The following is a 22,668-nucleotide window of genomic DNA, read 5'->3' as shown; positions in this document are numbered from 1 at the left end:
GGCGCGGGGTGCGGGGCGCGTCGATCAGCACGAGGGAATCTGAAGGGAGCCGAAGGCGGACGAAGATGACGAACGCGAAGTCCGGAGCGAAGGCTCCGGACCGCAATCGTGGGCGATCGCCTCCCCGGTGACCACGGCGTCGGGCGACCTACGAAGACTATCGCCACGAAGGCCGCTATCAGACACCTAACTCAGCCTTCCCAAGCCGAGACAACCCTTCAATTCACCTTAGCCCCAGACACCTCAACCGCCCTCTTCCAAGTCCCCAACTCCCGCTCGATATGCGCCCCAAACTCCCCAGGCGTAGACCCCACCACCTCATATCCATATCCCGCCAACTGCCCCTTCAACGCAGGCACCGCCACCGCCTCCGCAATTCCCTTGCTGACTGCATCAACCACCGCCCCCGGCGTGCCCGCCGGCGCCAATATCCCGTACCAGCCGTTGACGACGAAGTTGGGAACGGTTTCTGCGACGGTGGGGACGTCGGGCAGAAGCGGAGAGCGGTGTTCGCCGGTGACGGCGATTGCTTTCAATTTGCCGGCCTGCACTTGCGGCAGCGAGGTCGAGATGCTGTCGAACATCAAGGACACTTCGCCGCCGAGCAGCGCAACGACCGCAGGACCGCTGCCTTTGTACGGCACGTGCATCATGTCGGCGCCGGTCTGGTTCTTGAACATCTCGGCGGCCAGGTGGCTGGTGTTGCCGTTGCCGGCGGACGCGAAGCTCAGCTTGCCGGGGTTGGCCTTGCCGTAGGCGATCAGTTCGCTGACGGTGTTGGCGGGTGTGGCGAGCGGGGCGGCGACGAGCATGGGCAGTGTGGCGACGAGGGAGACTGGCGCGAAGTCCTTGCGGGTGTCGTAGGGCAGCGAGGGATAGAGGCTGGGGTTGATGGTGTGGGCGGCCAGCACCATCAGGAGCGTGTAGCCGTCGGGCTTGGCGCGGGCGAGTTGGGCGGAGGCGATGGCGCCGCCTGCGCCGGGTTTGTATTCGAGGACGACCGGTTGGCCCCACTTCTTCTGGAGTTCTGCGCCCAGCGGGCGCGCGAGCATGTCTGCGCTGCCGCCCGGCGGGTACGGGATCAGCAAGGTGATGGGCTTGTCCGGATAGGTTGGCGCGGCGTGCGCGACGGCGCTGGCGCCTAGACACAGCACGCTTGCCGACGCGGCTGCCAGGATTGAACGGATCATCGGTAGCTCCTTTGCCCAGCGCGGGGCGGACGTGGGTCATCATCAGGGCGGCAGGAACGGCTGCGCCTGCCAGTCGTTTGCGCACATCTCGGCGTGGCTGCGCAAGCCGGTCGCTTACGCACATCGCGACGCGCCCCGCGCAGAATCCCGCTTACGTGTGTCGCGGCGCGGCTGCGTCAGCGGGTCGATTGCGCGTATCGCGGCACGCCCGTGCCATCCACGACGATCGTTCGCGGCGATTGTGGAAAGTGCAACGGCGCGTCGGTGACCGACCGCAGGAAGTCTTCGGTCACGCCCGCCTTCATCGCGTGCACCTCCAAACCCACGGGCATGACGTCGATGACGGCAAGGTCCGTATAGATGCGCGACACCACGCCTTTGCCGGTGAGCGGATAGGTGCATTGCCGCAGGATCTTGGGCGTGCCGTCGCGGCCGCGGTGTTCCATGGTGACCAGGACCTGCTTGGCGCCAACGGCCAGGTCCATGGCGCCGCCGACGGCGGGGATGGCGTTCGTGGCGTCGGTTTTCCAGTTGGCGAGGTCGCCGCGCTCGGACACCTGGAAGGCGCCCAGGACCGCGTAGTCCAGGTGGCCGCCGCGCATCATGGCGAAAGAGATCGTGTGTTCGGTGATGGACGCGCCTTGCAGCAAGGTGATGGGCTGGCGGCTGGCGTTGATGAGGTCGGGGTCGATGTCGTTGCCGGTGGCGGCGGGGCCCATGCCGAGAATGCCGTTTTCGCTGTGCAGCAGGATTTCGCGGCCGCTGGGCAAGTAGTCGCCGACCAGGGTCGGCATGCCGATCCCGAGGTTGACGATGGCGCCATCGGGAATGTCGCTGGCCAGAAGCTGGGCGATCTGCTGGCGGGTCAGGCCGATGATGTCTTGCATGTCAGGCCTCCACGCGCACGACGGATTTCACGAAGATGCCCTGCGTCATGATCTGCTCGGGCACCAGCGCGCCCAGCGGCACGATCTCGTCGACCTGCGCGATGGCGTGTCCGGCTGCCATGCACATGACGGGATTGAAGTTGCGCGCGGCGTGGCGGTACATGAGGTTGCCCCAGCGGTCGCCCAGGTGCGCGCGGATGAGGGCGTAGTCGGCGCGCAGGGGCTGCTCGAGCACGTAGCCGATACCGTCGATGACCTCCTGGCGCCGTCCCTCGGCCAGTTCGGTGCCGTAGCCGGTGGGCGTGTAGAACGGACCGAGTCCCGCGCCGGCGGCGCGCAGCCGTTCTGCCAGGGTGCCTTGGGGCACGCATTCCAGTTCGACCTCGCCTGCGCGGTAGGCGCGGGCGAAAGCCTCGGAGTTGGGTGGGCGCGGGTGCGAACAGATGATCTTGCGGACCTGCTTGCGCACCAGCAGCGCGGCGATGCCGCGTTCGAAGGTGCCGGCGTTGTTGGAGATGATGGTGAGGTTGCGCCGGTCCAGTTCGGCCAGGCAGTGCAGCAGTTCGTAGGGCACGCCGGCTTCGCCGAAGCCGCCCACCAGCACGGATGCGCCATCGGGAATGACGGCCACGGCCTGCGCCATGGATTCCTGAATCTTGTCGATCACCTATTGCTCCTGCACGAGACCCGCGGCGTCCACGATGCTTTTCCAGCGGACGCGTTCCTGGTCGATGAAGGCCGCGAACTCCGCGGGCGTGTTGCCGCCCGCCTGGCCGCCCATGGCCTTGAAGCGTTCGCTGATCTCGGGGCTGCGCACCACGTCGCGCGTGGCGGCGTAGAGTTTGTCGACGGCGTCTTGCGGCGTGCCCGCGGGCGCGACCAGGCCGAACCACGCGGTGACCACCATGTCCTTCACGCCGGCCTCGGCCATGGTCGGCACGTTCGGCAATTCGGCGAGGCGCTTGTCGCTGGTGACGGCCAGCGCGCGCAGCTTGCCGGCCTGGATGTACGGCATGGAGCTGGGCAGGTTGTCGATCATGAAGGTGAACTGCTGGCCGAGCAGCGCGGCCACGGCGGGGCCGGCGCCCTTGTAGGCGACGTGCGTGCCGGGGATGCCGGCGCGCTGCTTGAACATTTCGGCGGACAGGTGCGGCGACTGGCCCGCGCCGGAACTGCCGAAGGAAACCTTGGAAGGATCCTGCCTGACCTGCGCCAGCAGATCGGCCACGCTGCGGGCGGGCGAGGCTTCGTTGACGACGAGGACGTTGGGCACCGAAATCACGAGCGTCACCGGCGCGAAGTCGGCGGGCTTATAGGGCAGCGTCTTGTAAAGCGCGTAGTTGATGGCGTTGGGGCCGATGTTGCCCATCAGCAGCGTGTAGCCGTCGGGCTTGGCGCGCGCCAGCGCCTGCGCGCCGATGATGCCCGCGGCGCCGGCGCGGTTCTCGACGATGACCTGCTGGCCGAGCTTGGCGGCCAGCTTGTCGGCGATGAGGCGCGCCGAGATGTCCGTGGTGCCGCCCGGCGCGGCCGGGATGATGAGGGTGATGGGCCGTTCAGGCCAGGCCGCCTGCGCCGGGCTCGCGATGGCGATGGCCATCGCGCCGGCTGCCAGCCAGCGATGCGCACACATCATGCTTGTCTCCCTGCGTGACCATTGATTGGTCAACTCGTGAGCACGAGTGTGGGCGCGGGGGTGGCAATTGCCTATTCCGGAATCCGGAGGTGTGGGTTCGCCTGGGCTGAAGTACGCATTCTGGCCGACGCGGTTTCACTGCCGCAGGCGCCACGATGGCCGTGCCGGCCAACGCTGCGGCGGCCGGCCGGCGTGTTCAGGGCCGGCAGCCGGGCACTGGGTGTTACGCCCCCGCGCGCTCCCAGCGCCGCTGGATGGCCTTGGCCGCGACCACGCCATCCGCCATCGACGTCACCACGCAGGGGTGCATGCGGTGCGCGACCTCGCCGATGGCGTAGATGTCGGGCACGCTGGTCTCGGCGGTGGCGAAGTCAGTGCGGATGTAGCCGCGCTCGTCGCGCGCGAGCCTCAGGTCGTCGGCAAACGCGGCCTGTGGTTCCCAGCCGTAAAAGACCAGGATCAGGTCGTACTGCCGGCCGTCCACGCTGCGGGTGGCCGGGTCGACCTTGTAGGGTCCGATGTGCACGCCTTCGGTACCGGCGCGCGTCACCCATTGCTGTTGGGCGCGCACGCTGCGGGCGTAGAGATGGACATTGCGCGCGCCGCGGTTGCGCACGTAGACGTAGTTTTCGAAGGCGTTGTCGCCCCCGCCCAGCACCGCGACTGACAGGCCGGAATAGTCCTGCGCCACGATGGGTGAGCCGGGGCCGATCAGCACGCCCGGCCAGGACGCACCCGGCGGGTGGTCGGGCAGTCCCTTGGCGCGCACGCCCGAGGCGATGACCAGAGTGCGGGCGCGGGCCAGGGTTTCCTGGCCGTCCGGACCGGCGAGCGTGGCCTCGATGCCGCCCTTGCAGGGCCGCACGCCGGTGACGCGGGTTTCCAGCCGTACCGGCACATCGGCGGCGCGCACGCTGGTGTCGATGTTGGCGGCCACCTGCTGGCCGGTCACGCCCGGCAAGACGGCGATCCAGTCGTCGGCGAACGGGTTGTCATTGCCCAGCCCGCCCAGACGGGCGCTGGCCTCGACCAGCAGCGGCGACAGGCCCAGGCGGGCCAGCCAGAGGGCGCAGGAGGCGCCGGCCGGGCCGCCGCCTACAATGACCGAATCGTGCATCTGTTGCATTTCACCCCTTATTGACTGCGCCGGCGCCTCGCGGGCGCCCGGACATGGCCGAATTGTAGCCAGCGCGTCCCCCCATCCGCCGTCGCCTTACAATTCGGGCTATTCCACCCAGGTTTTCATCATGCCCACTCGCCGCATCATTCTTTCCGGCCTTGCGCTCGACGCCCGCATCGGCATCCTCGAACACGAGCGCCGCGCCACCCAGCCCCTGCACGTCGATGCCGAATTCGACGTCGACATCCAGCGTTCGGTGGACGACCACGATATCCACAGCGTGCTGGACTACCGCCGGCTGCGCGAGGCCATCGTCGAGGAATGCACGCAGGCGCATGTGAACCTGATCGAAACCCTGTCCGAACAAGTGGCGGCGCGCCTCCTGGCGGACTTCCAGGAAATCCGCGCGCTGCGCCTGCGCATCAGCAAGCCCATGGCCTTCTCCGACTGTGCGGCGGTGGGCGTGGAAATCCAGATCAATCGCTGACATGAACGATATCGCTCCCCCCGGCGTGCAATTTCGCACGCCCGCCGACGAAAAGGCACGCCACGAAGGCAACAAGCTGACCAAGCGGCTGGCGCGCGAGACCACGCGCGCCTTGTCCGACTACAACATGATCGAGGAAGGCGACCGCGTGATGGTCTGCCTGTCCGGCGGCAAGGATTCCTATGCCATGCTGGACATCCTGCTGCAGCTTCAGAAGCGCGCGCCGTTCAAGTTTGAACTGATCGCGGTGAACCTGGACCAGAAGCAGCCGGGCTTTCCCGACCACATCCTGCCGCAGTACCTGAAGGAACTGGGTGTTCCGTTCCACATCGAGACGCAGGACACGTATTCGATCGTGACGCGCGTGCTGGAAGAGGGCAAGACGATGTGCTCGCTCTGTTCGCGGCTGCGTCGCGGCATTCTGTACCGCGTCGCATCGGAACTGGGCGCCACGAAGATCGCGCTGGGCCATCATCGCGACGACATCCTGGCCACGTTCTTCCTGAACCTGTTCTATGGCGGCAAGGCCAAGGGCATGCCGCCCAAGCTGGTGTCCGACGACGGCCGCCACACGGTGATCCGCCCGCTCGCGTACGTTGTCGAGTCCGACCTGATCGCCTACGCCGAACTCAAGCAGTTCCCGATCATTCCGTGCAATCTCTGCGGTTCGCAAGAGAACCTGAAGCGCAAGGAAGTGGGCCGCATGATCAAGGAATGGGACAAGCAGCACCCGGGCCGGTCGTGGAACGTGTTCAATGCGCTGTCGCGGGTGGTGCCTTCGCATCTGATGGACCGCGACCTGTTCGATTTCGTCGGCTTGAAGCCCACGGGCGTGCCAGATGCCAACGGCGACACGGCGTTTGATACGGTCGATCCCACGGACGAGTCGGACGATGCGTGCGGCGATACGCCGCCGGCGTTGGAGCCGGGCGCGATCGTCGAGAAGAAAGTGGTGTTCTCGCGCGGGTGATGCGCCGCGTGCAACGCGACCATCCCAAATGAAAATGGGGCTGCGATAGGCAGCCCCATTTTTTTGCTCGGGCGCAATCAGGCGTTCAACACCCGGATCGGCGAGCCCGCTGCCCACGCCTTCACGGCTTCCAGGCAGTTCTGGTAGAAGGCCTCGAAGTTTTCGCGGCTGACGTAACCCAGGTGCGGGGTCAGGATCACGTTGTCCAGGTCGCGCACGCTGTCGGTGGGCGACAGCGGCTCTTCGGGATACACATCCAGCCCTGCGCCCGCGATGCGGAACTTCACCAGCGCGTCCATCAGCGCTTCCTGATCGACGAGTCCGGCGCGCGAGGTATTGACCAAATATGCGGTCGGTTTCATCGCGGCCAGCGCGGTGGCGTCGACCACGTTGCGGCTGCGATCGGACAGAATCAGGTGCAGGCTCACCACGTCGGACGTGGAAAAGAGTTCGTGCTTGTCCACGCGCGTGACGCCGGCGGCCTCGGCGCGCTCGTCGGTCAGGTTGGGGCTCCAGGCCACCACGTCCATGCCGAAGGCCAGACCCACCTTGGCCACCGCGGCGCCCAGCTTGCCCAGGCCCACCACGCCCAGGCGCTTGCCGGCCAGCGGCTCGGGCATGGCCGTCTGCCACATGCCGCGGCGCATGGCGGCGTCTTCGGCGGGCAGGTGCTTGAAGAGACCCAGGATGTGCGCCCAGGCCAGTTCCGCCGTGGCGGTGTTGGCGTCGGCACTGCCGGGCGCGCCGGACACGACGATGCCCTGCTCAGCGCAGGCCTGCATGTCGATGGCGTTGTTGCGCATGCCGGTGGTGACCAGGAGGCGCAGTTTGGGCAGGGCGCGGATGCGCTCGGCGGGAAATGGCGTGCGCTCGCGCATGGCGACGATCACGTCGAAGGGCTCGAGCGAGGCCTCGACCTGGTCGTCGGGAATGAAGTTGTTGAAGATCTGCACCTCGGCGTCACCGCCCAGCGAGGTCCAGTCCGCATAGCGCCGGGCTACGTCGTGGTAATCGTCGAGTATTGCGATTTTCAAGTCTTGTCTCCGGGAGGGATGGCGCTTGCCGCGCCCCCCTTTCCCGGGCCGGCGCGACGCGCGCCGGTCAGTTCAAACGGGCCTTGAGCTGGTCCAGCGGCAGCGCGCCGCTGATGCGCGAGCCGTCGGCAAAGAACAGCGTCGGCGTGCCGCGCACCATCAGCTGCTGGCCAAGCTCCAAAAGCTTGTCTTCGGGCACGTCGCAATTGGCGTTGGGCGGCGTCTTGCCGCGCAGCATCCAGTCGTCCCAGGTCTTGCCCTGGTCCTTGGCGCACCAGACATTGCGCACCTTGACCTTGGAATCCGGCGACAGGATGGGGTAGAGGAAGGTGTAGACGGTCAGGTTGTCCACATCTTCGAGCGTCTTGCGCAACTGCTTGCAATAGCCGCAGTTGGGATCTTCGAAGATCGCGACCTTGCGCGAGCCGTCGCCCTTGACCTGCTTGATCGCCAGGTCCAGCGGCAGCTGGTCGAACGTGACGGCGCTGAGCTTTTCCTGGGATTCGCGGGTGACGTCGCGGCGCGTCGCGGCGTCGATCAGCGGTCCTTCCATGACCCACGTCACGCCTTCGTCGGTGTAGATCAGGTCCATGCCGAGCTGCACTTCAAACAGGCCATAAGGCGTGCGGCGCACGGTCGTGACGTTCATGCCGGAAAAGCGTTGCTGAAAGCGTTCCTTGACGGCGGCCGACTGCGGATCGAGTTCGGTGGTGGAGACGCTTTTTTCGCCCTTGGCCGCCTGCCCCACGGACTGTGTGGAGACGGATTTTGCGCCCTGCGCATGGGCCGTGGCGGACAAGCCGATACCCGCGGCGAGGAAACAGGCCGCCAGCGTGGCGGGAATGCGGAATTTCATCGGTACTCCTGGTCTTGTCAGTCGTGTGCTCAGCCGGAAAGCGTAACCGATCCGGGTCGGGCGGCCGCGGCAGGCGGCGGGTGGGCGGATCCGTATCAGACGGGGCCGGGTCAGTCCTAATTGGCCGACGCCCCCGCGATCAGCCGGCGCTTGATCAGCGGCGCGCCCTCGACCCAGTGCATGCCGGCGTTGCGCAGCCAGACGAGCGGCGTCGCCTTCGATCCGAACAGCTTGTGCAGCCCGTCGGTCGCCAGCCGCATGGCCAGGACCGGTTCGGCGCGCGCCCGCTGGTAGCGGTGCAGCACGCGCAGGTCGCCGGCCTGCCGGTAGGGTTCGCGCTCGGCGACGATGCGGGCCAGCGCCTCGACGTCGCCCAGCCCCAGGTTCAGGCCCTGTCCCGCCAGCGGGTGCAGGCGGTGCGCGGCGTCTCCGGCCAGCGCGATGCCGGGCGCCACCATCTGGGCGCGCTCCAGCGTCAGCGGAAAACCGTGCAGCTTGCTGCGGACCTTCAGGCGGCCCAGCCGCCCTTCGGCAGCCTCGGCCAGCAGCGCCTCCAGGCGGGCGGTCTGCGCTTCCTGCGGCAGGTCCAGCAGTTGCTGGGCCAGCTCGCTGCGCATGGACCACACCATCGAAACCTGGGGGCCGTCCGCGGTATCGGGCAGCGGCAGCAGCGCCAGCACGCCGTCGTCGCGGAACCATTGGATCGCGGTGCCCTGGTGCGGCAGTTCCGAGTCCAGATGCACGACGAGTCCGGTGTCGTTGTAGGACTGGGCTTCGTGCTTCATCCCGGCCGCCTCGCGCAGCGGCGAAGCCGCGCCGTCGGCGCCGACGAAGAGTTCGGCCTGGATGCGCGCGCCGCTTTCGGTGTCGACAGCGCCGTTCTGGTAGCCGGTGCAGCGGTCTTCCAGCCAGGCGATGCCGAACATGCGCACGGCCTGGATCAGGACGCGCTCGATCTCGCCGGATTCGACGATCCAGGCCAGTTGCGGCAGCGCGGCCTGCCAGGCATTGAGGTTGACCTGGCCGTCCGCGTCGCCGTGGATTTCCATGGCCTGCACGGCCATCAGCCGCGACGCGGGCATGGCATCCCACACGCCGATGTCGGCCAGGAAGCGCTGGCTGGCCGGCGAAATGGCGTAGACGCGGGGGTGATAGCGGTTGGGATCGGCGGGCGGCACGGCGGCGCGCGGCGCCAGGACGGCCACACGCTGGCCGCGGCGGGCCAGCGCCAGGGCGGTGGACAGGCCGACGATGCCGGCCCCGCAAACTACGATCTGATGGCTCATCGTGCGGAAGGCTCCCCGGCCTGTTTGGGCCACAGCAGCCACATCTGGCCGCGTTGCTTCATGCGGCCGGCCTGCTGGCCGGCTTCTTCGCCGTAACCCCAGTAGAAGTCGGCGCGGGCCGCGCCCCGGATGGCGGTGCCGGTGTCCTGGGCGAACACCAGGCGCTGCAAGGGCCGGTCCGACGCGGGATAGGTGGTGGACAGGAACAGCGGCGTGCCGAGCGGCACGAAGGTCGCGTCCACCGCCACCGAGCGCCGCGGCGCCAGCGGGATGGCATAAGCGCCCTTGGGGCCTTGTTCAGGATCCACGACCGCCTCTTCGCGGAAGAACACCACGGCCGGATTGGCGTTGAGCATTTCCTGGACACGCTTGGGATTGCGCTGCGCCCAGGCCCGGATGTTCTGCATGGACGCCTGGTCGGCGGTGAGTTCGCCGCGGTCGATCAGCCAGCGGCCGATGGACACATAGGGCTGGCCGTTGTGGTCGGCGTAGGCGACGCGGATGGTCTTGCCGGCGTCGGGACCGTCGGTCAGCTGCACGCGCCCGGAGCCCTGGACCTGCAGGAAGAAGTTGTCCACGGGGTCGTCCACCCAGACCACCACGGGCGGGCGGCGGCCGGACGACGATTCGATGGCGGCGCGCGTGTCGTACGGCACGACGCGCTTGCCGTCGAGCTTGCCGCGCACACGCTTGCCGGCCAGGTCGGGGTAGATGGAACCCAGGTCGATCGTCAGCAGGTCGGCGGGCACCGCGTACAGCGGCCATTGGTAGACACCGCCCTGGCGGCGCGAGCCGCGCACCAGGGGTTCGTAGTAGCCCGTCACCGTATTGGTGGCCGGCTTGCCGTCGGCCGCATTCAGGCGCCACGGTTGCAGGTAGGTCTGCAGGAAGCGGCGCACGCCTTCGGCGTCGCCGGCGGCGGGCGCGCGGGCCGGGTCGATGGCCGCGGCGCAGACCGGCTGCCAGGCGCGCGGCGTGGCACGCGCGGGCGCGGCCAGGTTTCCGCTGGTGGGCCGCATCAGCCCCTTGCAGTTGCGCAGGAACAGGGGCCAGAACTGGGATAGATCGTCGGCGCTCCAGCCGGGCAGCTCGGACCAGTTGGCTGGCTTCAGCTTGCCAGCCAGCGCGCGCGGCGCGGTGTCGGGCAGCGAGCCCAGCGGCGGCACGACGAGCGGGCCGTCCGCTGCGGGCGGACGCGCGCCGGGCGTGGCGGGCAGGCCGGATTCAGGGGGAATATCCGAGGGGGTGGAACATGCCGCCAGCAGGATCGACAGCACGGACAGGCTAAGAATGCGCTTCATGTGCAGAGGGAAAAACGTGCAACGGAAGGCCGGACCATACTCAGTGCAAGGTGCGCGGCATGGCCAGGACGAATTCGGTGATCGGCACTTCGAACGGAATGCCGTTCTCGCCGACGCAGTGGTAGATGCCGCGCATCGTGCCCACCGGCGTGGGCAGGGGACAGCCGCTGGTGTATTCGAAGGTCTCGCCCGGGGCCAGGAGGGGCTGCTGCCCCACGATGCCCAGGCCGCGCACTTCCTGCACGCGCTGGTTGCCGTCGGTGATGATCCAGTGGCGGCTGATCACCTGCGCGGGATGTTCGCCGGTATTGGTGATGCGGACGGTGTAGGCGAACACGAATTGCTGTTCGCCGGGGTCGGACTGTTCGGGCACGAAGCGCGGAGAGACAGAGACGCTCAGGTCGTAAGGTTTCACAGTCCTTCCCTGTGTGGCTGCACGCGGGCGGCGGAACATGGGCGCCCACGCTTGAAAGACGGAATTTCAGGCGCGCCAGCCGGGGCATACCCGCTGCGGCGCCTCAAACTGCAATAATGGCACATTATGCCCTCCCCGACCCCGAACATCATGTCCAAGCAAACGGCCTCCACCCGCATTACTCCCAGCATCCTGTCGGCTGACTTCGCCCGGCTGGGCGAGGAAGTCCGCAACGTCGTCGCCGCCGGCGCTGACTGGATCCACGTGGACGTGATGGACAACCACTATGTCCCCAACCTGACGATCGGCCCGATGGTCTGTGCCGCGATCCGCCCCCACGTCGAGGTGCCGATCGACGTGCACCTGATGGTCGAGCCCGTGGACGCGCTGGTGCCGCAGTTCGCCAAGGCCGGCGCCGACTACATCAGCTTCCACCCCGACGCCAGCGCCCACGTGGACCGCACGCTGTCCCTGATCCGCGAAAGCGGCTGCAAGGCCGGTCTGGTCTTCAATCCCGCCACGCCGCTGTCCTACATGGACTACGTCATGGACAAGATCGACCTGGTGCTCATCATGTCGGTGAACCCGGGCTTTGGCGGCCAGAGCTTCATTCCGGCGGCGCTGACCAAGCTGCGCGAGGCCCGCGCCCGCATCGATGCGTGGATGCAGGCCGGCGGCCAGGAGATCGTTCTGCAGGTGGACGGCGGCGTCAAGATCGACAACATCGCCGAGATCCGCGCCGCGGGCGCGGACACGTTCGTGGCCGGCTCGGCCATCTTCGGCAAGCCGGATTACGCCGGCATCATCAAGGCCATGCGCGACCAGATCGCCATCGGCGAAACCACCGCTGTCTAAGGAACCCGACATGACCGCTTTTCGCGCCGCGCTGCTGGACCTGGACGGTACCCTGCTCGACTCCATTCCCGATCTGGCCTTTGCCGCCAACGCCATGCGTGTTGAACTTGGCATGATCGCGCTGCGCGAGGACGTGGTCGCCACGTTCGTCGGCAAGGGCGTGGACAACCTGGTGCGGCGCAGCCTGGCCGGTTCGCTCGATGCCGCCGACCCGGCGCCCGACGAATTCCAGCGCGCCCGCGAGGCTTTCTACCGCCACTACCACCTGGTCAACGGCGAGCGCGCGCAGGTCTACCCGGGCGTGATCGAAGGCCTGAAACTCATGCGCGACCAGGGCCTGAAGCTGGCCGTGGTCACCAACAAGCCCACGGAATTCACCTTGCCGCTCTTGCAGCGCACGGGGCTGGCGGGCTTTTTCGAGGCCGTGGTGTGCGGCGACACCTGCGAGCGCCGCAAGCCCGATCCCGACCAGATCCACCATGCGTGCGACCTGATGGGCGTGGGCGTGAACGAGGCCGTGACGATCGGCGATTCCATCAATGACGCGCAGGCGGGCCGCAGCGCCGGCACGCAGGTCCTGGTGGTGCCATATGGCTACAACGAAGGACGTGACGTGCGCGAGCTGGATGTCGATGGTATAGTTGACACGCTTGTTGACGCCGCACAGTGGGTCGCGCTCTGGAATCAAAACCAGAACGCCGCAAAAGTCCCCGCTTAATGCACGTCGCAACCCAGGCAAGAATTCACTACCGCGCATCACTTCCGCGTACTTCATTACCGAACCGCTAAATGAACGTTTCCATCCAGAACCAAATGCTCGGCGCCTCGTGGCGTTGGTGGCGTTTGTCTTCCGGGTGGCGATGATTCCCCTTCCCGGCCCTAGACGCGACCTTGCCGCCTAGAGCCGACACTGTGTAAACAGCGCCCAACCCGGAACCAGTCAACTGGACCGGGTTTTTTGTTGCGTGCCCGGTCCGAAAGCAGACACCGCTTACGAGACCCGACATGACCGAAATCGAATTCAAGGCCCTTGCGGCACAAGGCTACAACCGCATTCCGCTGGTGGCCGAGACCTACGCCGACCTGGACACCCCGCTTGGCATCTACCTGAAACTGGCGCACTCCGGTCCCCTGGCCGGCCGCATGACCTGCCTGATGGAATCCGTGGTGGGCGGCGAGCGCTTCGGCCGCTACTCGTTCATCGGCCTGCCGGCGCGCACCGTGATCCGCGCCAGCGGCACGCGCACCGAAGTGCTGCACGACGGCAAGGTCGCCGAGACGCACGACGGCGATCCGCTGACCTTCATCGAGCAATACCAGAGCCGCTTCAAGGTCGCGCTGCGTCCGGGCATGCCGCGCTTCTGCGGCGGTCTGGCCGGTTACTTCGGCTACGACACCGTGCGCCACATCGAGCCGTGCCTGGGCCCCGCCGTCAAGCCGTTCCCGGCCGGCATGGAAGGCGGCACGCCCGACCTGATGCTGATGCACGTGGACGAACTGGTCATCGTCGACAACCTGGCCGGCCGTATCTACCTGATGGTCTATGCCGACCCCAGCCAGCCCGAGGCCTACAGCCGCGCACAGCAGCGCCTGACCGACCTGCGCGCCCGCCTGCGCCGCCCCGTGGAAATTCCGTACAGCCACGCCAGCATGCAGACCGAGGAACGGCGCGATTTCAAGAAAGAGGACTACCTGGCGGCCGTGCTGCGCGCCAAGGAACATATCGCCGCCGGCGACCTGATGCAGGTGCAGATCGGCCAGGTCATCGCCAAGCCCTTCCGCGATTCGCCCCTCTCCCTTTACCGCGCCCTGCGGTCGCTCAATCCCTCCCCCTACATGTACTTCTGGAACTTCGGTGATTTCCAGGTGGTGGGCGCATCGCCCGAGATCCTGGTGCGCCAGGAACGCACCGTGGAAAACGGCGAGCCGAAGTCGCAGATCACGATTCGTCCGCTGGCCGGCACCCGCAAGCGTGGCGGCACGCCCGAGGAAGACGCGGCGCTGGCGGCCGAACTGAAGGCCGACCCGAAGGAGATCGCCGAACACGTCATGCTGATCGACCTGGCGCGCAACGATGTGGGCCGCGTCGCGCAGGTGGGCTCGGTAAAGGTCAGCGACACCATGGTGATCGAGCGCTACTCGCACGTGATGCACCTGGTGTCCAACGTGACCGGCACCCTGAATCCCGGCATGAGCAGCATGGATGTGCTGCGCGCCTCGTTCCCGGCCGGTACGCTGACCGGCGCGCCCAAGGTCGAGGCCATGAAGATCATCGACGAATTGGAACCCGTGCGCCGCGGCATCTACGGCGGCGCGGCCGGCTACCTGAGCTACGGCGGCGAGATGGACGTGGCCATTGCCATCCGCACCGGCGTCATCAAGGACGGCACGCTGTACGTGCAGGCGGCCGCCGGCATCGTGGCCGATTCGAACCCTGAAGCCGAATGGGCCGAGACCGAAGCCAAAGCGCGCGCCGTGCTGCGCGCGGCCGAGCAGGTGCAGCACGGCCTGGACGAACCCATCTGAGGCCCCGGCCAAACTGACACCGTCCGGGCCGCAGAACGGCCCAGAGGAGAAAAAAATGCTGTTGATGATCGACAACTACGATTCCTTTACCTACAACCTGGTGCAGTACTTTGGCGAGCTGGGCGTGGACGTGCGCGTGGCGCGCAACGACCAGATCACGCTTGAAGAAGTGGCTGCGCTCAATCCCGACCAGATCTGCGTGTCGCCCGGCCCGTGCTCGCCGGCCGAGGCCGGCATCTCGGTGCCGCTGATCCAGGCGTACGCCGGCAAGAAGCCCATCCTGGGCGTGTGCCTGGGCCACCAGGCCATCGGCGCGGCCTTCGGCGGCGACATCGTGCGCGCGCAGCAGATCATGCACGGCAAGACGATCCAGCTGTCGCACACGGGCACTGACATCTTTGAAGGCCTGCCGACGCCGTACACTGTCATCCGCTACAACTCGCTGACCATCGATCCGGCCACCCTGCCGGACTGCCTGGCGGTCACCGCGACGGCGCCGGATGGCGACATCATGGGTGTGCGGCACAAGACCCTGCCGCTATACGGGGTACAGTTCCACCCCGAATCCGTACTGAGTGAGCACGGCCACGCCCTGCTGCGCAATTTCCTGAACCTCGCCTGAAAGGACGCACCGTGACGATTTCCCCCTCCGAAGCGCTGACGCGCTGCATCGAACACCGCGAAATTTTCCACGACGAAATGCTGCACCTGATGCGCATGCTGATGCGCGGCGAGATGTCGCCGCAGATCGCCAGCGCGCTGTTGATGGGCCTGCGCGTCAAAAAGGAAACCGTGGGCGAGATCACCGCCGCGGCGCAGGTCATGCGCGAGTTCGCCACGCCCGTGGTCACGCCCAATCCGAACGACCTGCTGGACATGTGCGGCACGGGCGGCGACGGCAGCCACACGTTCAACATTTCCACAACTGCGATGTTCGTCGCAGCCGCGGCCGGCGTGCCGATCGCCAAGCACGGCAACCGCAGCGCCTCGTCGTCCAGCGGCAGCGCCGACGTGCTGGAGGCGCTGGGCGCCAACCTGGTGCTGACGCCCGAGCAGGTGGCCGAATGCATCCAGGAGACCGGCATCGGTTTCATGTTTGCGCCCGCCCACCACGGCGCGATGAAGAACGTGGCCGCCGTCCGCAAGGAACTGGCCGTGCGCACGATCTTCAACATCCTGGGTCCCCTGACCAACCCGGCCGGCGCCGCCAACCAGTTGATGGGCGTCTTCCACCCCGACCTCGTCGGCATCCAGGTGCGCGTGCTGGAACGCCTGGGTTCGCGCCACGTGCTGGTCGTGCACGGCAAGGACGGCATGGATGAGGCTTCGCTGGGCGGGGCCACGATGGTCGGCGAACTGAAGGACGGCGTGGTCCGCGAGTACGAGATTCATCCCGAGGACTACGGGCTATCCATGATGTCCAACCGGAGCATCAAGGTGTCCAATCGCGAGCAGTCGCGCGAGCTTGTCATAGAGGCGCTGGAGAATGTCGAAGGCGCGGCCAGAGACATCGTCGCCCTGAACGCCGGGCTCGCCATCTATGCCGGCAACAAAGCCGATTCCATTCCCGAAGCCTTAGCGCTAGCATTTGAACTAATTTCCACCGGCGCGGCGCGAGCCAAGCTGGAAGAATTCTGCGCATACACCCGGACATTCCAGAAATGAACGATATTCTCGCGAAGATCCTCGCCGTCAAGGCCGAGGAAGTCGCCGCCGCCCGCCAGATGCGCAGCGAAGCCGAAGTCCTGCGCGAAGCGCAGGCGCGCCAGGACGTGCGCGGCTTCGCTCAAGCCATCGAAGACAAGATCTCGCAAGGCAAGGCCGGCGTCATCGCTGAAATCAAGAAAGCCTCGCCCTCCAAGGGCGTCATCCGCGAGGGCTTTGCGCCCGCCGAAATCGCGGCCACCTACGCCGTGCACGGCGCGGCCTGCCTGTCCGTGCTGACCGACGTGCAGTTCTTCCAGGGTTCGCACGACCACCTGCGCCAGGCGCGGGCCGCGTGCGCGCTGCCGGTGCTGCGCAAGGACTTCGTGATCGATCCTTACCAGATCGTCGCCGCGCGCGCGATGGGCGCCGACTGCGTGCTGCTGATCGTGGCCGCGCTTACGCCCGCGCAACTGCGCGACTACGAAACGCTGGCGATCGAGCTGGGCATGGACGTGCTCGTCGAAGTGCACGACGCCAAGGAGCTGGAAGTCGCGCTCACGCTCAAGACGCCGCTGCTGGGCATCAACAACCGCAACCTGCGCACGTTCGAGACCAGCTTGCAGACCACGCTGGACCTGCTGCCGCGCATTCCCGCAGGCAAACGCGTCGTGACCGAAAGCGGCATCCTCAAGCCGGAAGACGTGAAGCTGATGCGCGAGCACAAGGTCGACGCGTTCCTGGTGGGCGAAGCTTTCATGCGCGCGAAGGATCCTGGCGCGGAACTGGCGCGTCTGATCGGGTGAACCCGCGGCGGCGGGCGGCGTTGCCGTCTTGCCGTGCCGGACGGCGCATGCGTCATGCGGCGCATCGCCAGACGAGGGATCGGCCAATCGGCTGATCCCTCGCTCGTTTCTCCTTCCAACAGCTATTTCGGCCGAGCCAGGCCCCATGCAGCGCCGCGCCGGTACACCGTGCTGCGGTGCACGCCCAACGCGCGCGCCGCGCGGCTGACGCTGCCGCCGTGCTCGGCCAAGGCGGCCCGGATGGCGGCGTCCGTCATGGCGTGCAGATCGCCTGAGCCTCCGGCCGGCGCGAGCGTCGTTGTTGCGGTGCGCGATGCATCGCCGCCCGGCGTGGCGATGCCCGACGTAGTTTCGCCCGAGGTGGCTACGCCCGACGTAGCGACGCCCGACGTGTCGACGCCCGACGCGATGGCTTCGATCTTCGCGGCGCTCGCTGCACCGCGCAATTCCGCCGGCAGCATGTCCGCATCCACCCTGCCCGCTGGTCCCGCCAGCACATGCAACGTGCGCAGCACCGACGCCAGTTGCCGGTAATTGCCGGGCCAGGAATATGCCGCAAGCACGGCTTCAATAGCGGGCGGCAGCGCGGGACCCGCGCCTTGCGCCGCCCACAGCTCGCGCAGCAATTCCAGGCGGTCTGCCCGCGCGCGCAGGGGCTCGAGCGTGACGGTGTATTCGGCAATCCGGAAGTACAGGTCGGGACGCACCGGTGCGTCCGGGCCTTCGTGCGCCAGCGGCCGATGCGTGGCGCACACCAGGGTGAAGTCCACCGGCACGGGCCGCGCCGCGCCCAATGGCGAGACCTCGCGCGTCTGCAGCACACGCAGCAGGCGGGATTGCAGCAGCAGCGGCATATCGCCGATCTCGTCCAGGAACAACACGCCGCCATGCGCCTGCCGCAACAGGCCCTTGCTGCCCTGGCGGCGCGCGCCGGTGAAGGCGCCGTCTTCGTAGCCGAACAGTTCCGATTCGATCAGGCTTTCGGGCAAGGCGGCGCAGTTCACCGCCACGAAGGGGCCGGCCGCGCGCTGCCCCCGCGCATGGATCTGCCGCGCAAACACTTCCTTGCCCACGCCCGTTTCGCCCTGCAGCAGGATCGACACGCCGGCGTCCGCCAGATGCACGGCGCGCGCCAGCGCGCCCAGCGTCGCGGCATCGAAGCTGGGGGCTGGCGCCCTGGCTAGCGCGCCCGGCGCGCGCGACAGGGGCGCGGCGGGCGGTTGCGGTGCGCGCGTGCGCGGCATGCGCAGCCGCGCGTGATAGACCGCGCCTGTGCGTGTGTGCACCCTGCCCGTCGCGTCCGGGCATCGTTCGATGTCGCCGTCGAATACGTCCGCGTAGCGGTACACGCCCAGCGCGGTCGCCGCCAGCGCCAGCGCCTGCAGCGCGCGCCGGTTGGCGCCGATCAGCAGGTCGCCCTGGAAGGCCAGCAGCGCTTCGCCGGGCTGGCCGAGCCCGGCGGGGTCGGCATGCAGGCGCAGCACCGTGCAGGGTTCATAGGCGCTTTCGAACAACTGGTGTTCGATGCGGTCCACGGCCCCGCGCACCAGTGCCAGCACATCGGGGCGCACGTCGCGGGCCTGGCTGGAGAGATCAAGCACGCCGAGCGTGCGGCCTTCGCTGTCGGTGATGGGGACGGCCGCGCAGGTCAGGATGCGGTTGGGTTCGAAATAGTGTTCGGCGCCGTGCACGGCGATGGGCCGGCCTTCGACCAGCGCGGTGCCGATGGCGTTGGTGCCGGCGGCGGCTTCGTCCCACGGCGCGCCCGGCATCAACGCCACGCGCGAGGCGCGATGCGCAAATCCCGTATCGCCGTCCGAGTCCAGCACCAGGCCCTGCGCGTCCGACAGGATGACGAGGTTGCCGCTGCCGCCGGCCTGGCGGCGCAGATAGGCGATGGCGGGTTCGGACAGGCGGCGCAGCGCTTCGTTGCGCTGCTGGGCTTCGCGCAGTTCGCCCTGCGTCATGAGATCGGCGCGTCGCACGCCACGCATGTCGAAGCCCAGGTCGGCGCAGCGGCGCCAGGAACGCAGGATGGGTTCGGCAACCATGCCGCCCGGCACCGCGCCCTGCTGGTTAAAGAGCAGGCGCGCCTGCGTCAGCGTCTGCCTACCGGAGTGAGAGGCCATGTATGTCTCCTGGGACCGGCGTTCTGCGACGCCTGTGCTGCGACACCCGTTGCGCGACACCTGTTGCGCGACACCGTCGCGGATTGCGACATGGAACAAGCGAAAAACTACTTTCGCACGCGTGCGGCGGGCTGTCCAGCCGGGATGCCCCGACTGGCATGCGTTTTGCTTGATACCGGACAGGCAGCCCACTGCCACCATCCCAACAATACGGAGACAAGCATGGATATCGCGACCCGCGTTACCCCGGAGACCTACGGCACCCGCCTGGACCTCAGGACGCAGTACGACAATTTCATCGACGGCAAGTGGCAGTCGCCCGCGGATGGCGAATACTTCGACAACGTCACGCCGGTCACGGGCCAGACCCTGAGCCGCAACGCGCGCTCGAAGGAGCGCGACATCGAATTGGCGCTGGATGCCGCGCACCGCGCCGCGCCAAAATGGGGTTCGACCCCGGCCGCCGAACGCGCCCGCATGCTCATGAAGATTGCGGACGTGATGGAAGCCAACCTCGAACGCCTGGCCACGGCGGAAACCTGGGACAACGGCAAGCCCATCCGCGAGGCCCGAGCCGCCGACATTCCCCTGGCCATCGACCACTTCCGCTATTTCGCGTCGTGCATCCGCAGCCAGGAAGGCGGGCTGTCCGAGATCGATCACGACACGGTGGCCTACCACTTCAATGAACCGCTGGGCGTGGTCGGCCAGATCATCCCGTGGAACTTCCCCATTCTGATGGCTGCGTGGAAGCTCGCGCCCGCGCTGGCCGCCGGCAATTGCGTGGTGCTGAAACCGGCCGAACAGACGCCGCTGGGCATTCTGCTGCTGATGGAACTGATCGGCGACATCCTGCCGCCGGGCGTCGTCAACGTGGTAACCGGCTTCGGGCTGGAAGCCGGCAAGCCCTTGGCATCGAGCAAGCGCATTGCCAAGATCGCGTTCACCGGTGAAACCACCACCGGGCGGCTGATCATGCAGTACGCGTCGCAGAACATCATCCCGGTCACGCTGGAACTGGGCGGCAAGTCGCCCAACATCTTCTTTGCGGATGTGGCCGCGCAGGACGACGATTTCCTGGACAAGGCCGTCGAAGGCTTCGTCATGTTCGCGCTGAACCAGGGCGAGGTGTGCACGTGCCCCAGCCGCGCACTGATCCAGGAATCGCTCTACGACAAGTTCATGGAACGCGCCCTGAAACGCGTGGCCGAGATCAAGCAGGGCAACCCGCTGGACGCCGACACCATGCTGGGCGCGCAGGCTTCCACCGAGCAGCTGGAAAAGATCCTGTCCTACCTGGACATCGGCAAGCAGGAAGGCGCCGACGTGCTGGCGGGCGGCTCGCGCGCGCAGATGCAGGGCGGGCTGGAAGGCGGCTACTACGTGCAGCCCACCGTGTTCAAGGGCCACAACAAGATGCGCGTGTTCCAGGAAGAAATCTTCGGGCCGGTCGTGGCGGTCACCACGTTCAAGGATGCCGATGATGCGCTGGCGCTGGCCAACGACACGCTGTACGGCCTGGGCGCGGGCGTGTGGTCGCGCGACGCCAACACGTGCTACCGGATGGGACGCGCGATCAAGGCGGGACGCGTGTGGACCAACTGCTATCACGCCTATCCGGCGCACGCGGCATTCGGCGGCTACAAGCAATCGGGCATCGGGCGTGAGAACCACAAGATGATGCTCAACCACTATCAGCAGACGAAGAACCTGCTGGTGAGCTATTCGCCGAAGAAGCTGGGGTTCTTCTGATCAGCCTGGCTTGATCTGTCCATCCCAAGCCGCTTGCGCGGCCAACCTGCGCGCCGGGTCCGCCCGGCGCGCTTGCAGAGGAATCCCGTCATGCCAGAGCACACGCCACGCGTGGTTGCGACCGACGAGGCGCGCCAGCTGATCGACACCTTGCGCACCAAGCACGGGCCGCTGATGTTTCACCAGTCCGGGGGCTGCTGCGACGGCAGCTCGCCCATGTGTTATCCCCAGGGCGAGTTCATGGTGGGCGGCTCGGATGTGCTGTTGGGCGATCTGGAAGGCTGCCCGTTCTGGATCGGTGAAGACCAGTTCGCTTACTGGGAACACACCCAGCTCGTCATCGACGCCGTGCCCGGACGCGGCGGCGCGTTTTCGCTGGACAGTGCGGAAGGCAAGCGGTTTCTGCTGCGGTCTCGGCTGTACTCGGATGACGAGTGGGCGAACGTCGGGCCGGTGACGAAGGGATAGCGCGCCTTAGCCGCGCTTGCCGTGGCCGCCGCCCTTGGACAAGGTGTCGTCCTGAAGGCCGGCGCGTTCGGCCTGTTTCCACTGGAAGGACACCCGCCGGATGCGGGCGGCGCGGAATTGCGTGAACGAACGGCCGCCCGGCATGGGCGCACCGCGATAGGCGCTGCTTGCGTTTTTCATTGCTGATGTTGCGTTGACGAGAAATCTTGCGAAGGATGATTGGGCGAAGCGGCCGACGTCGTGCAGCCGTCGCCGTGCGGCGGGCCAGGTGCAGCCGGCCAGGTGCGCCCGGCTAGGTGCGCCCGGCTAGGTGCGGCCGGCGAGGTGCGGCGGCGGGCCTGGCGCGGCTATCTAAAGGCCGGCATGCGGTGACCACGCGCTGGCCGGCGCTTTGCGGCGCGTCCACGCCAGTGCGTCTTCCAATCGGTCGTTGCCCCAGAACATTTCCCCCTCCACGAAAAGCGTCGGTGCGCCGAAGATGCCCAGGTCACGTGCACGGTCGACCTGCTTGCGCAGCGCCTCCTTGGCGGTTTCCGTCTTGGCCCGGGCGATGAGCGCATCGGCATCCAGCGACAGGCCAATGAGCAGATCGCGCACGACGTCTTCGGACTGAATGTCCAGGTCGTGCTGAAAATTCGCGCGGAACACCGCGACGCAGAAATCGCGTCCCCAAGGTTCATCCTGGCCCAGCAGCGCGATGCGCGCCGGCAGCACGCTCATGCGCGGAAAGAGGCGCGGGCGGTTGTAGACCACGCCGTACTTCTCGGCCAGGCGGGCGATGTCGCGCATCATGTACGCGCCCTTGCCGGGAAACAGCCGGAACGGCGTGTCGTTCCAGCCCTGCGCCTGGAAGATCGGCCCCAGCAGAAACGGCCGCAAATCCACCTTGACCTCGGCCTCGCGCGCAAGACGGTCGATGCGCTCGATCGCCAGATAGCTGTACGGGCTGGCGAAGTCGAACCACATTTCGATGCGGGGCGTATCGGGCAAGGACGCGGTCATGGCTGAAACTCCGGTTGGCCTGCACAGCGGGGCGTGGCCGTGGCGCGCTGCGCCTGACCGCCCTGCGAAAGTAGCGCGACCTGCGCATCCGGCAGGCCGCTGAGGACGACGTCGCGATCGCTGTGCACGGTCAGGGATTCGCCCGCTTGCAGCACGCTGTCATCGAAGCGGCGGTACTCGGAGACCCACACGGCGCCAGCGTGACACTCGATGCGGACGCCCGAAGCGCGCTTGAGCAGCATAGTCGAGCCGCCGCCCAAACGGAATGACATGCCTGCGGTGCAACATAACTGGAACATGGCGC

At 67.2% G+C, this 22,668-nt stretch carries 24 protein-coding genes; 10 read left to right on the top strand and 14 right to left on the bottom strand.

The annotated features are described in order from the left end of the window. Window positions 1-218 precede the first annotated feature (218 nt). The 5 genes from B2W22_RS13755 to B2W22_RS13735 all read right to left on the bottom strand — a co-directional run bounded on the left by B2W22_RS13755 (window position 219) and on the right by B2W22_RS13735 (window position 4,839). Window positions 219-1,190 carry a Bug family tripartite tricarboxylate transporter substrate binding protein gene (locus B2W22_RS13755; protein WP_175139581.1) on the bottom strand — a complete coding sequence of 324 codons (972 nt, stop codon included), beginning with the start codon at window positions 1,188-1,190 and terminating at the stop codon, window positions 219-221. A 176-nt stretch (window positions 1,191-1,366) separates the two neighbouring features. Beyond that, window positions 1,367-2,077 carry a 3-oxoacid CoA-transferase subunit B gene (locus B2W22_RS13750; RefSeq protein ID WP_175186572.1) on the bottom strand — a complete coding sequence of 237 codons (711 nt, stop codon included), beginning with the start codon at window positions 2,075-2,077 and terminating at the stop codon, window positions 1,367-1,369. Window position 2,078: 1 nt separating this feature from the next. After that, complete coding sequence (locus B2W22_RS13745; RefSeq protein ID WP_175123712.1) at window positions 2,079-2,744, bottom strand: 3-oxoacid CoA-transferase subunit A; 666 nt, start codon at window positions 2,742-2,744, stop codon at window positions 2,079-2,081. Then, window positions 2,745-3,713, bottom strand: coding sequence for a Bug family tripartite tricarboxylate transporter substrate binding protein (locus B2W22_RS13740; protein WP_286938145.1), 969 nt, complete (start codon window positions 3,711-3,713; stop codon window positions 2,745-2,747). Between the two features lie 223 nt (window positions 3,714-3,936). Continuing rightward, window positions 3,937-4,839 (bottom strand): NAD(P)/FAD-dependent oxidoreductase, encoded by a 903-nt coding sequence (locus B2W22_RS13735; protein WP_175123714.1) that lies wholly within the window; start codon window positions 4,837-4,839, stop codon window positions 3,937-3,939. A 121-nt stretch (window positions 4,840-4,960) separates the two neighbouring features. On the opposite strand from B2W22_RS13735, the gene folB reads away from it, so the two are divergent. Next, window positions 4,961-5,320, top strand: a complete 360-nt coding sequence (folB, locus tag B2W22_RS13730) for a dihydroneopterin aldolase (protein ID WP_056565007.1) — start codon at window positions 4,961-4,963, stop codon at window positions 5,318-5,320. 1 nt (window position 5,321) lies between these two features. Then, a complete protein-coding gene (gene ttcA, locus B2W22_RS13725) occupies window positions 5,322-6,290 on the top strand; it encodes a tRNA 2-thiocytidine(32) synthetase TtcA (protein WP_175123715.1) in 969 nt (322 codons plus the stop codon). A 77-nt stretch (window positions 6,291-6,367) separates the two neighbouring features. Here the strand turns inward: ttcA and B2W22_RS13720 are convergent, their stop codons facing one another. The 5 genes from B2W22_RS13720 to apaG all read right to left on the bottom strand — a co-directional run bounded on the left by B2W22_RS13720 (window position 6,368) and on the right by apaG (window position 11,182). After that, complete coding sequence (locus B2W22_RS13720; protein ID WP_175123716.1) at window positions 6,368-7,324, bottom strand: D-2-hydroxyacid dehydrogenase family protein; 957 nt, start codon at window positions 7,322-7,324, stop codon at window positions 6,368-6,370. Between the two features lie 67 nt (window positions 7,325-7,391). After that, window positions 7,392-8,180 carry a DsbC family protein gene (locus B2W22_RS13715; RefSeq protein WP_175123717.1) on the bottom strand — a complete coding sequence of 263 codons (789 nt, stop codon included), beginning with the start codon at window positions 8,178-8,180 and terminating at the stop codon, window positions 7,392-7,394. Between the two features lie 116 nt (window positions 8,181-8,296). After that, complete coding sequence (locus B2W22_RS13710) at window positions 8,297-9,466, bottom strand: UbiH/UbiF family hydroxylase (RefSeq protein WP_286938141.1); 1,170 nt, start codon at window positions 9,464-9,466, stop codon at window positions 8,297-8,299. Continuing rightward, the gene (locus tag B2W22_RS13705) at window positions 9,463-10,767 is read right to left on the bottom strand and encodes a murein transglycosylase A (RefSeq protein ID WP_286938139.1); all 1,305 of its coding nucleotides are present in this window, start codon (window positions 10,765-10,767) and stop codon (window positions 9,463-9,465) included. Before B2W22_RS13705 ends, B2W22_RS13710 begins: the two co-directional genes overlap by 4 nt. 40 nt (window positions 10,768-10,807) lie before the next feature. After that, the gene (apaG, locus tag B2W22_RS13700) at window positions 10,808-11,182 is read right to left on the bottom strand and encodes a Co2+/Mg2+ efflux protein ApaG (RefSeq protein ID WP_056565024.1); all 375 of its coding nucleotides are present in this window, start codon (window positions 11,180-11,182) and stop codon (window positions 10,808-10,810) included. A 126-nt stretch (window positions 11,183-11,308) separates the two neighbouring features. Between apaG and rpe the strand changes: the two genes are divergently transcribed. The 6 genes from rpe (at window position 11,309) to trpC (ending at window position 17,013) form a co-directional block, all read left to right on the top strand. Beyond that, window positions 11,309-12,037: a ribulose-phosphate 3-epimerase gene (rpe, locus tag B2W22_RS13695; protein WP_056565028.1), complete on the top strand. Its 729-nt coding sequence runs from the start codon at window positions 11,309-11,311 to the stop codon at window positions 12,035-12,037. 10 nt (window positions 12,038-12,047) lie between these two features. After that, entirely contained in the window at window positions 12,048-12,755 is a 708-nt protein-coding gene (locus B2W22_RS13690; RefSeq protein WP_056319270.1) for a phosphoglycolate phosphatase, read from the top strand. Between the two features lie 287 nt (window positions 12,756-13,042). Continuing rightward, complete coding sequence (gene trpE, locus B2W22_RS13685) at window positions 13,043-14,563, top strand: anthranilate synthase component I (RefSeq protein WP_175123720.1); 1,521 nt, start codon at window positions 13,043-13,045, stop codon at window positions 14,561-14,563. Between the two features lie 55 nt (window positions 14,564-14,618). Further along, window positions 14,619-15,185, top strand: coding sequence for an aminodeoxychorismate/anthranilate synthase component II (locus B2W22_RS13680; protein ID WP_105237103.1), 567 nt, complete (start codon window positions 14,619-14,621; stop codon window positions 15,183-15,185). Window positions 15,186-15,196: 11 nt separating this feature from the next. Beyond that, window positions 15,197-16,228, top strand: coding sequence for an anthranilate phosphoribosyltransferase (trpD, locus tag B2W22_RS13675; RefSeq protein ID WP_056565041.1), 1,032 nt, complete (start codon window positions 15,197-15,199; stop codon window positions 16,226-16,228). Beyond that, the gene (gene trpC / locus B2W22_RS13670) at window positions 16,225-17,013 is read left to right on the top strand and encodes an indole-3-glycerol phosphate synthase TrpC (protein ID WP_175123721.1); all 789 of its coding nucleotides are present in this window, start codon (window positions 16,225-16,227) and stop codon (window positions 17,011-17,013) included. Before trpD ends, trpC begins: the two co-directional genes overlap by 4 nt. Before the next feature lie 122 nt (window positions 17,014-17,135). Here trpC and B2W22_RS13665 read toward each other — a convergent pair whose 3' ends face one another. Continuing rightward, window positions 17,136-19,142: a sigma-54-dependent Fis family transcriptional regulator gene (locus tag B2W22_RS13665; protein WP_239216386.1), complete on the bottom strand. Its 2,007-nt coding sequence runs from the start codon at window positions 19,140-19,142 to the stop codon at window positions 17,136-17,138. Between the two features lie 222 nt (window positions 19,143-19,364). Here B2W22_RS13665 and adh point away from each other — a divergent pair, with 222 nt between their 5' ends. Together adh and B2W22_RS13655 are read left to right on the top strand one after the other, a co-directional pair. Beyond that, complete coding sequence (gene adh / locus B2W22_RS13660) at window positions 19,365-20,894, top strand: aldehyde dehydrogenase (RefSeq protein ID WP_175123722.1); 1,530 nt, start codon at window positions 19,365-19,367, stop codon at window positions 20,892-20,894. A 90-nt stretch (window positions 20,895-20,984) separates the two neighbouring features. After that, window positions 20,985-21,362: a DUF779 domain-containing protein gene (locus B2W22_RS13655; protein ID WP_175123723.1), complete on the top strand. Its 378-nt coding sequence runs from the start codon at window positions 20,985-20,987 to the stop codon at window positions 21,360-21,362. Between the two features lie 6 nt (window positions 21,363-21,368). Here the strand turns inward: B2W22_RS13655 and B2W22_RS13650 are convergent, their stop codons facing one another. From B2W22_RS13650 to B2W22_RS13640, 3 genes are all read right to left on the bottom strand, one after another. After that, window positions 21,369-21,542, bottom strand: a complete 174-nt coding sequence (locus tag B2W22_RS13650; RefSeq protein ID WP_175123724.1) for a hypothetical protein — start codon at window positions 21,540-21,542, stop codon at window positions 21,369-21,371. Window positions 21,543-21,713: 171 nt separating this feature from the next. After that, on the bottom strand, window positions 21,714-22,364 hold the full coding sequence (locus B2W22_RS13645; protein ID WP_175123725.1) for a 2-hydroxychromene-2-carboxylate isomerase: 651 nt from the start codon (window positions 22,362-22,364) through the stop codon (window positions 21,714-21,716). Further along, window positions 22,361-22,636, bottom strand: coding sequence for a DUF2917 domain-containing protein (locus tag B2W22_RS13640; protein ID WP_175123726.1), 276 nt, complete (start codon window positions 22,634-22,636; stop codon window positions 22,361-22,363). The genes B2W22_RS13645 and B2W22_RS13640 overlap by 4 nt, the downstream gene beginning before the upstream one ends. Between the last annotated feature and the right edge of the window lie 32 nt (window positions 22,637-22,668).

This window comes from Achromobacter sp. UBA4530 (genome assembly GCF_002388205.1).
Taxonomy (GTDB): domain Bacteria; phylum Pseudomonadota; class Gammaproteobacteria; order Burkholderiales; family Burkholderiaceae_B; genus Achromobacter; species Achromobacter animicus.
The sequence above is the reverse complement of the archived record's forward strand: the minus strand, read 5'-3'. Positions and strand labels throughout refer to the sequence as shown.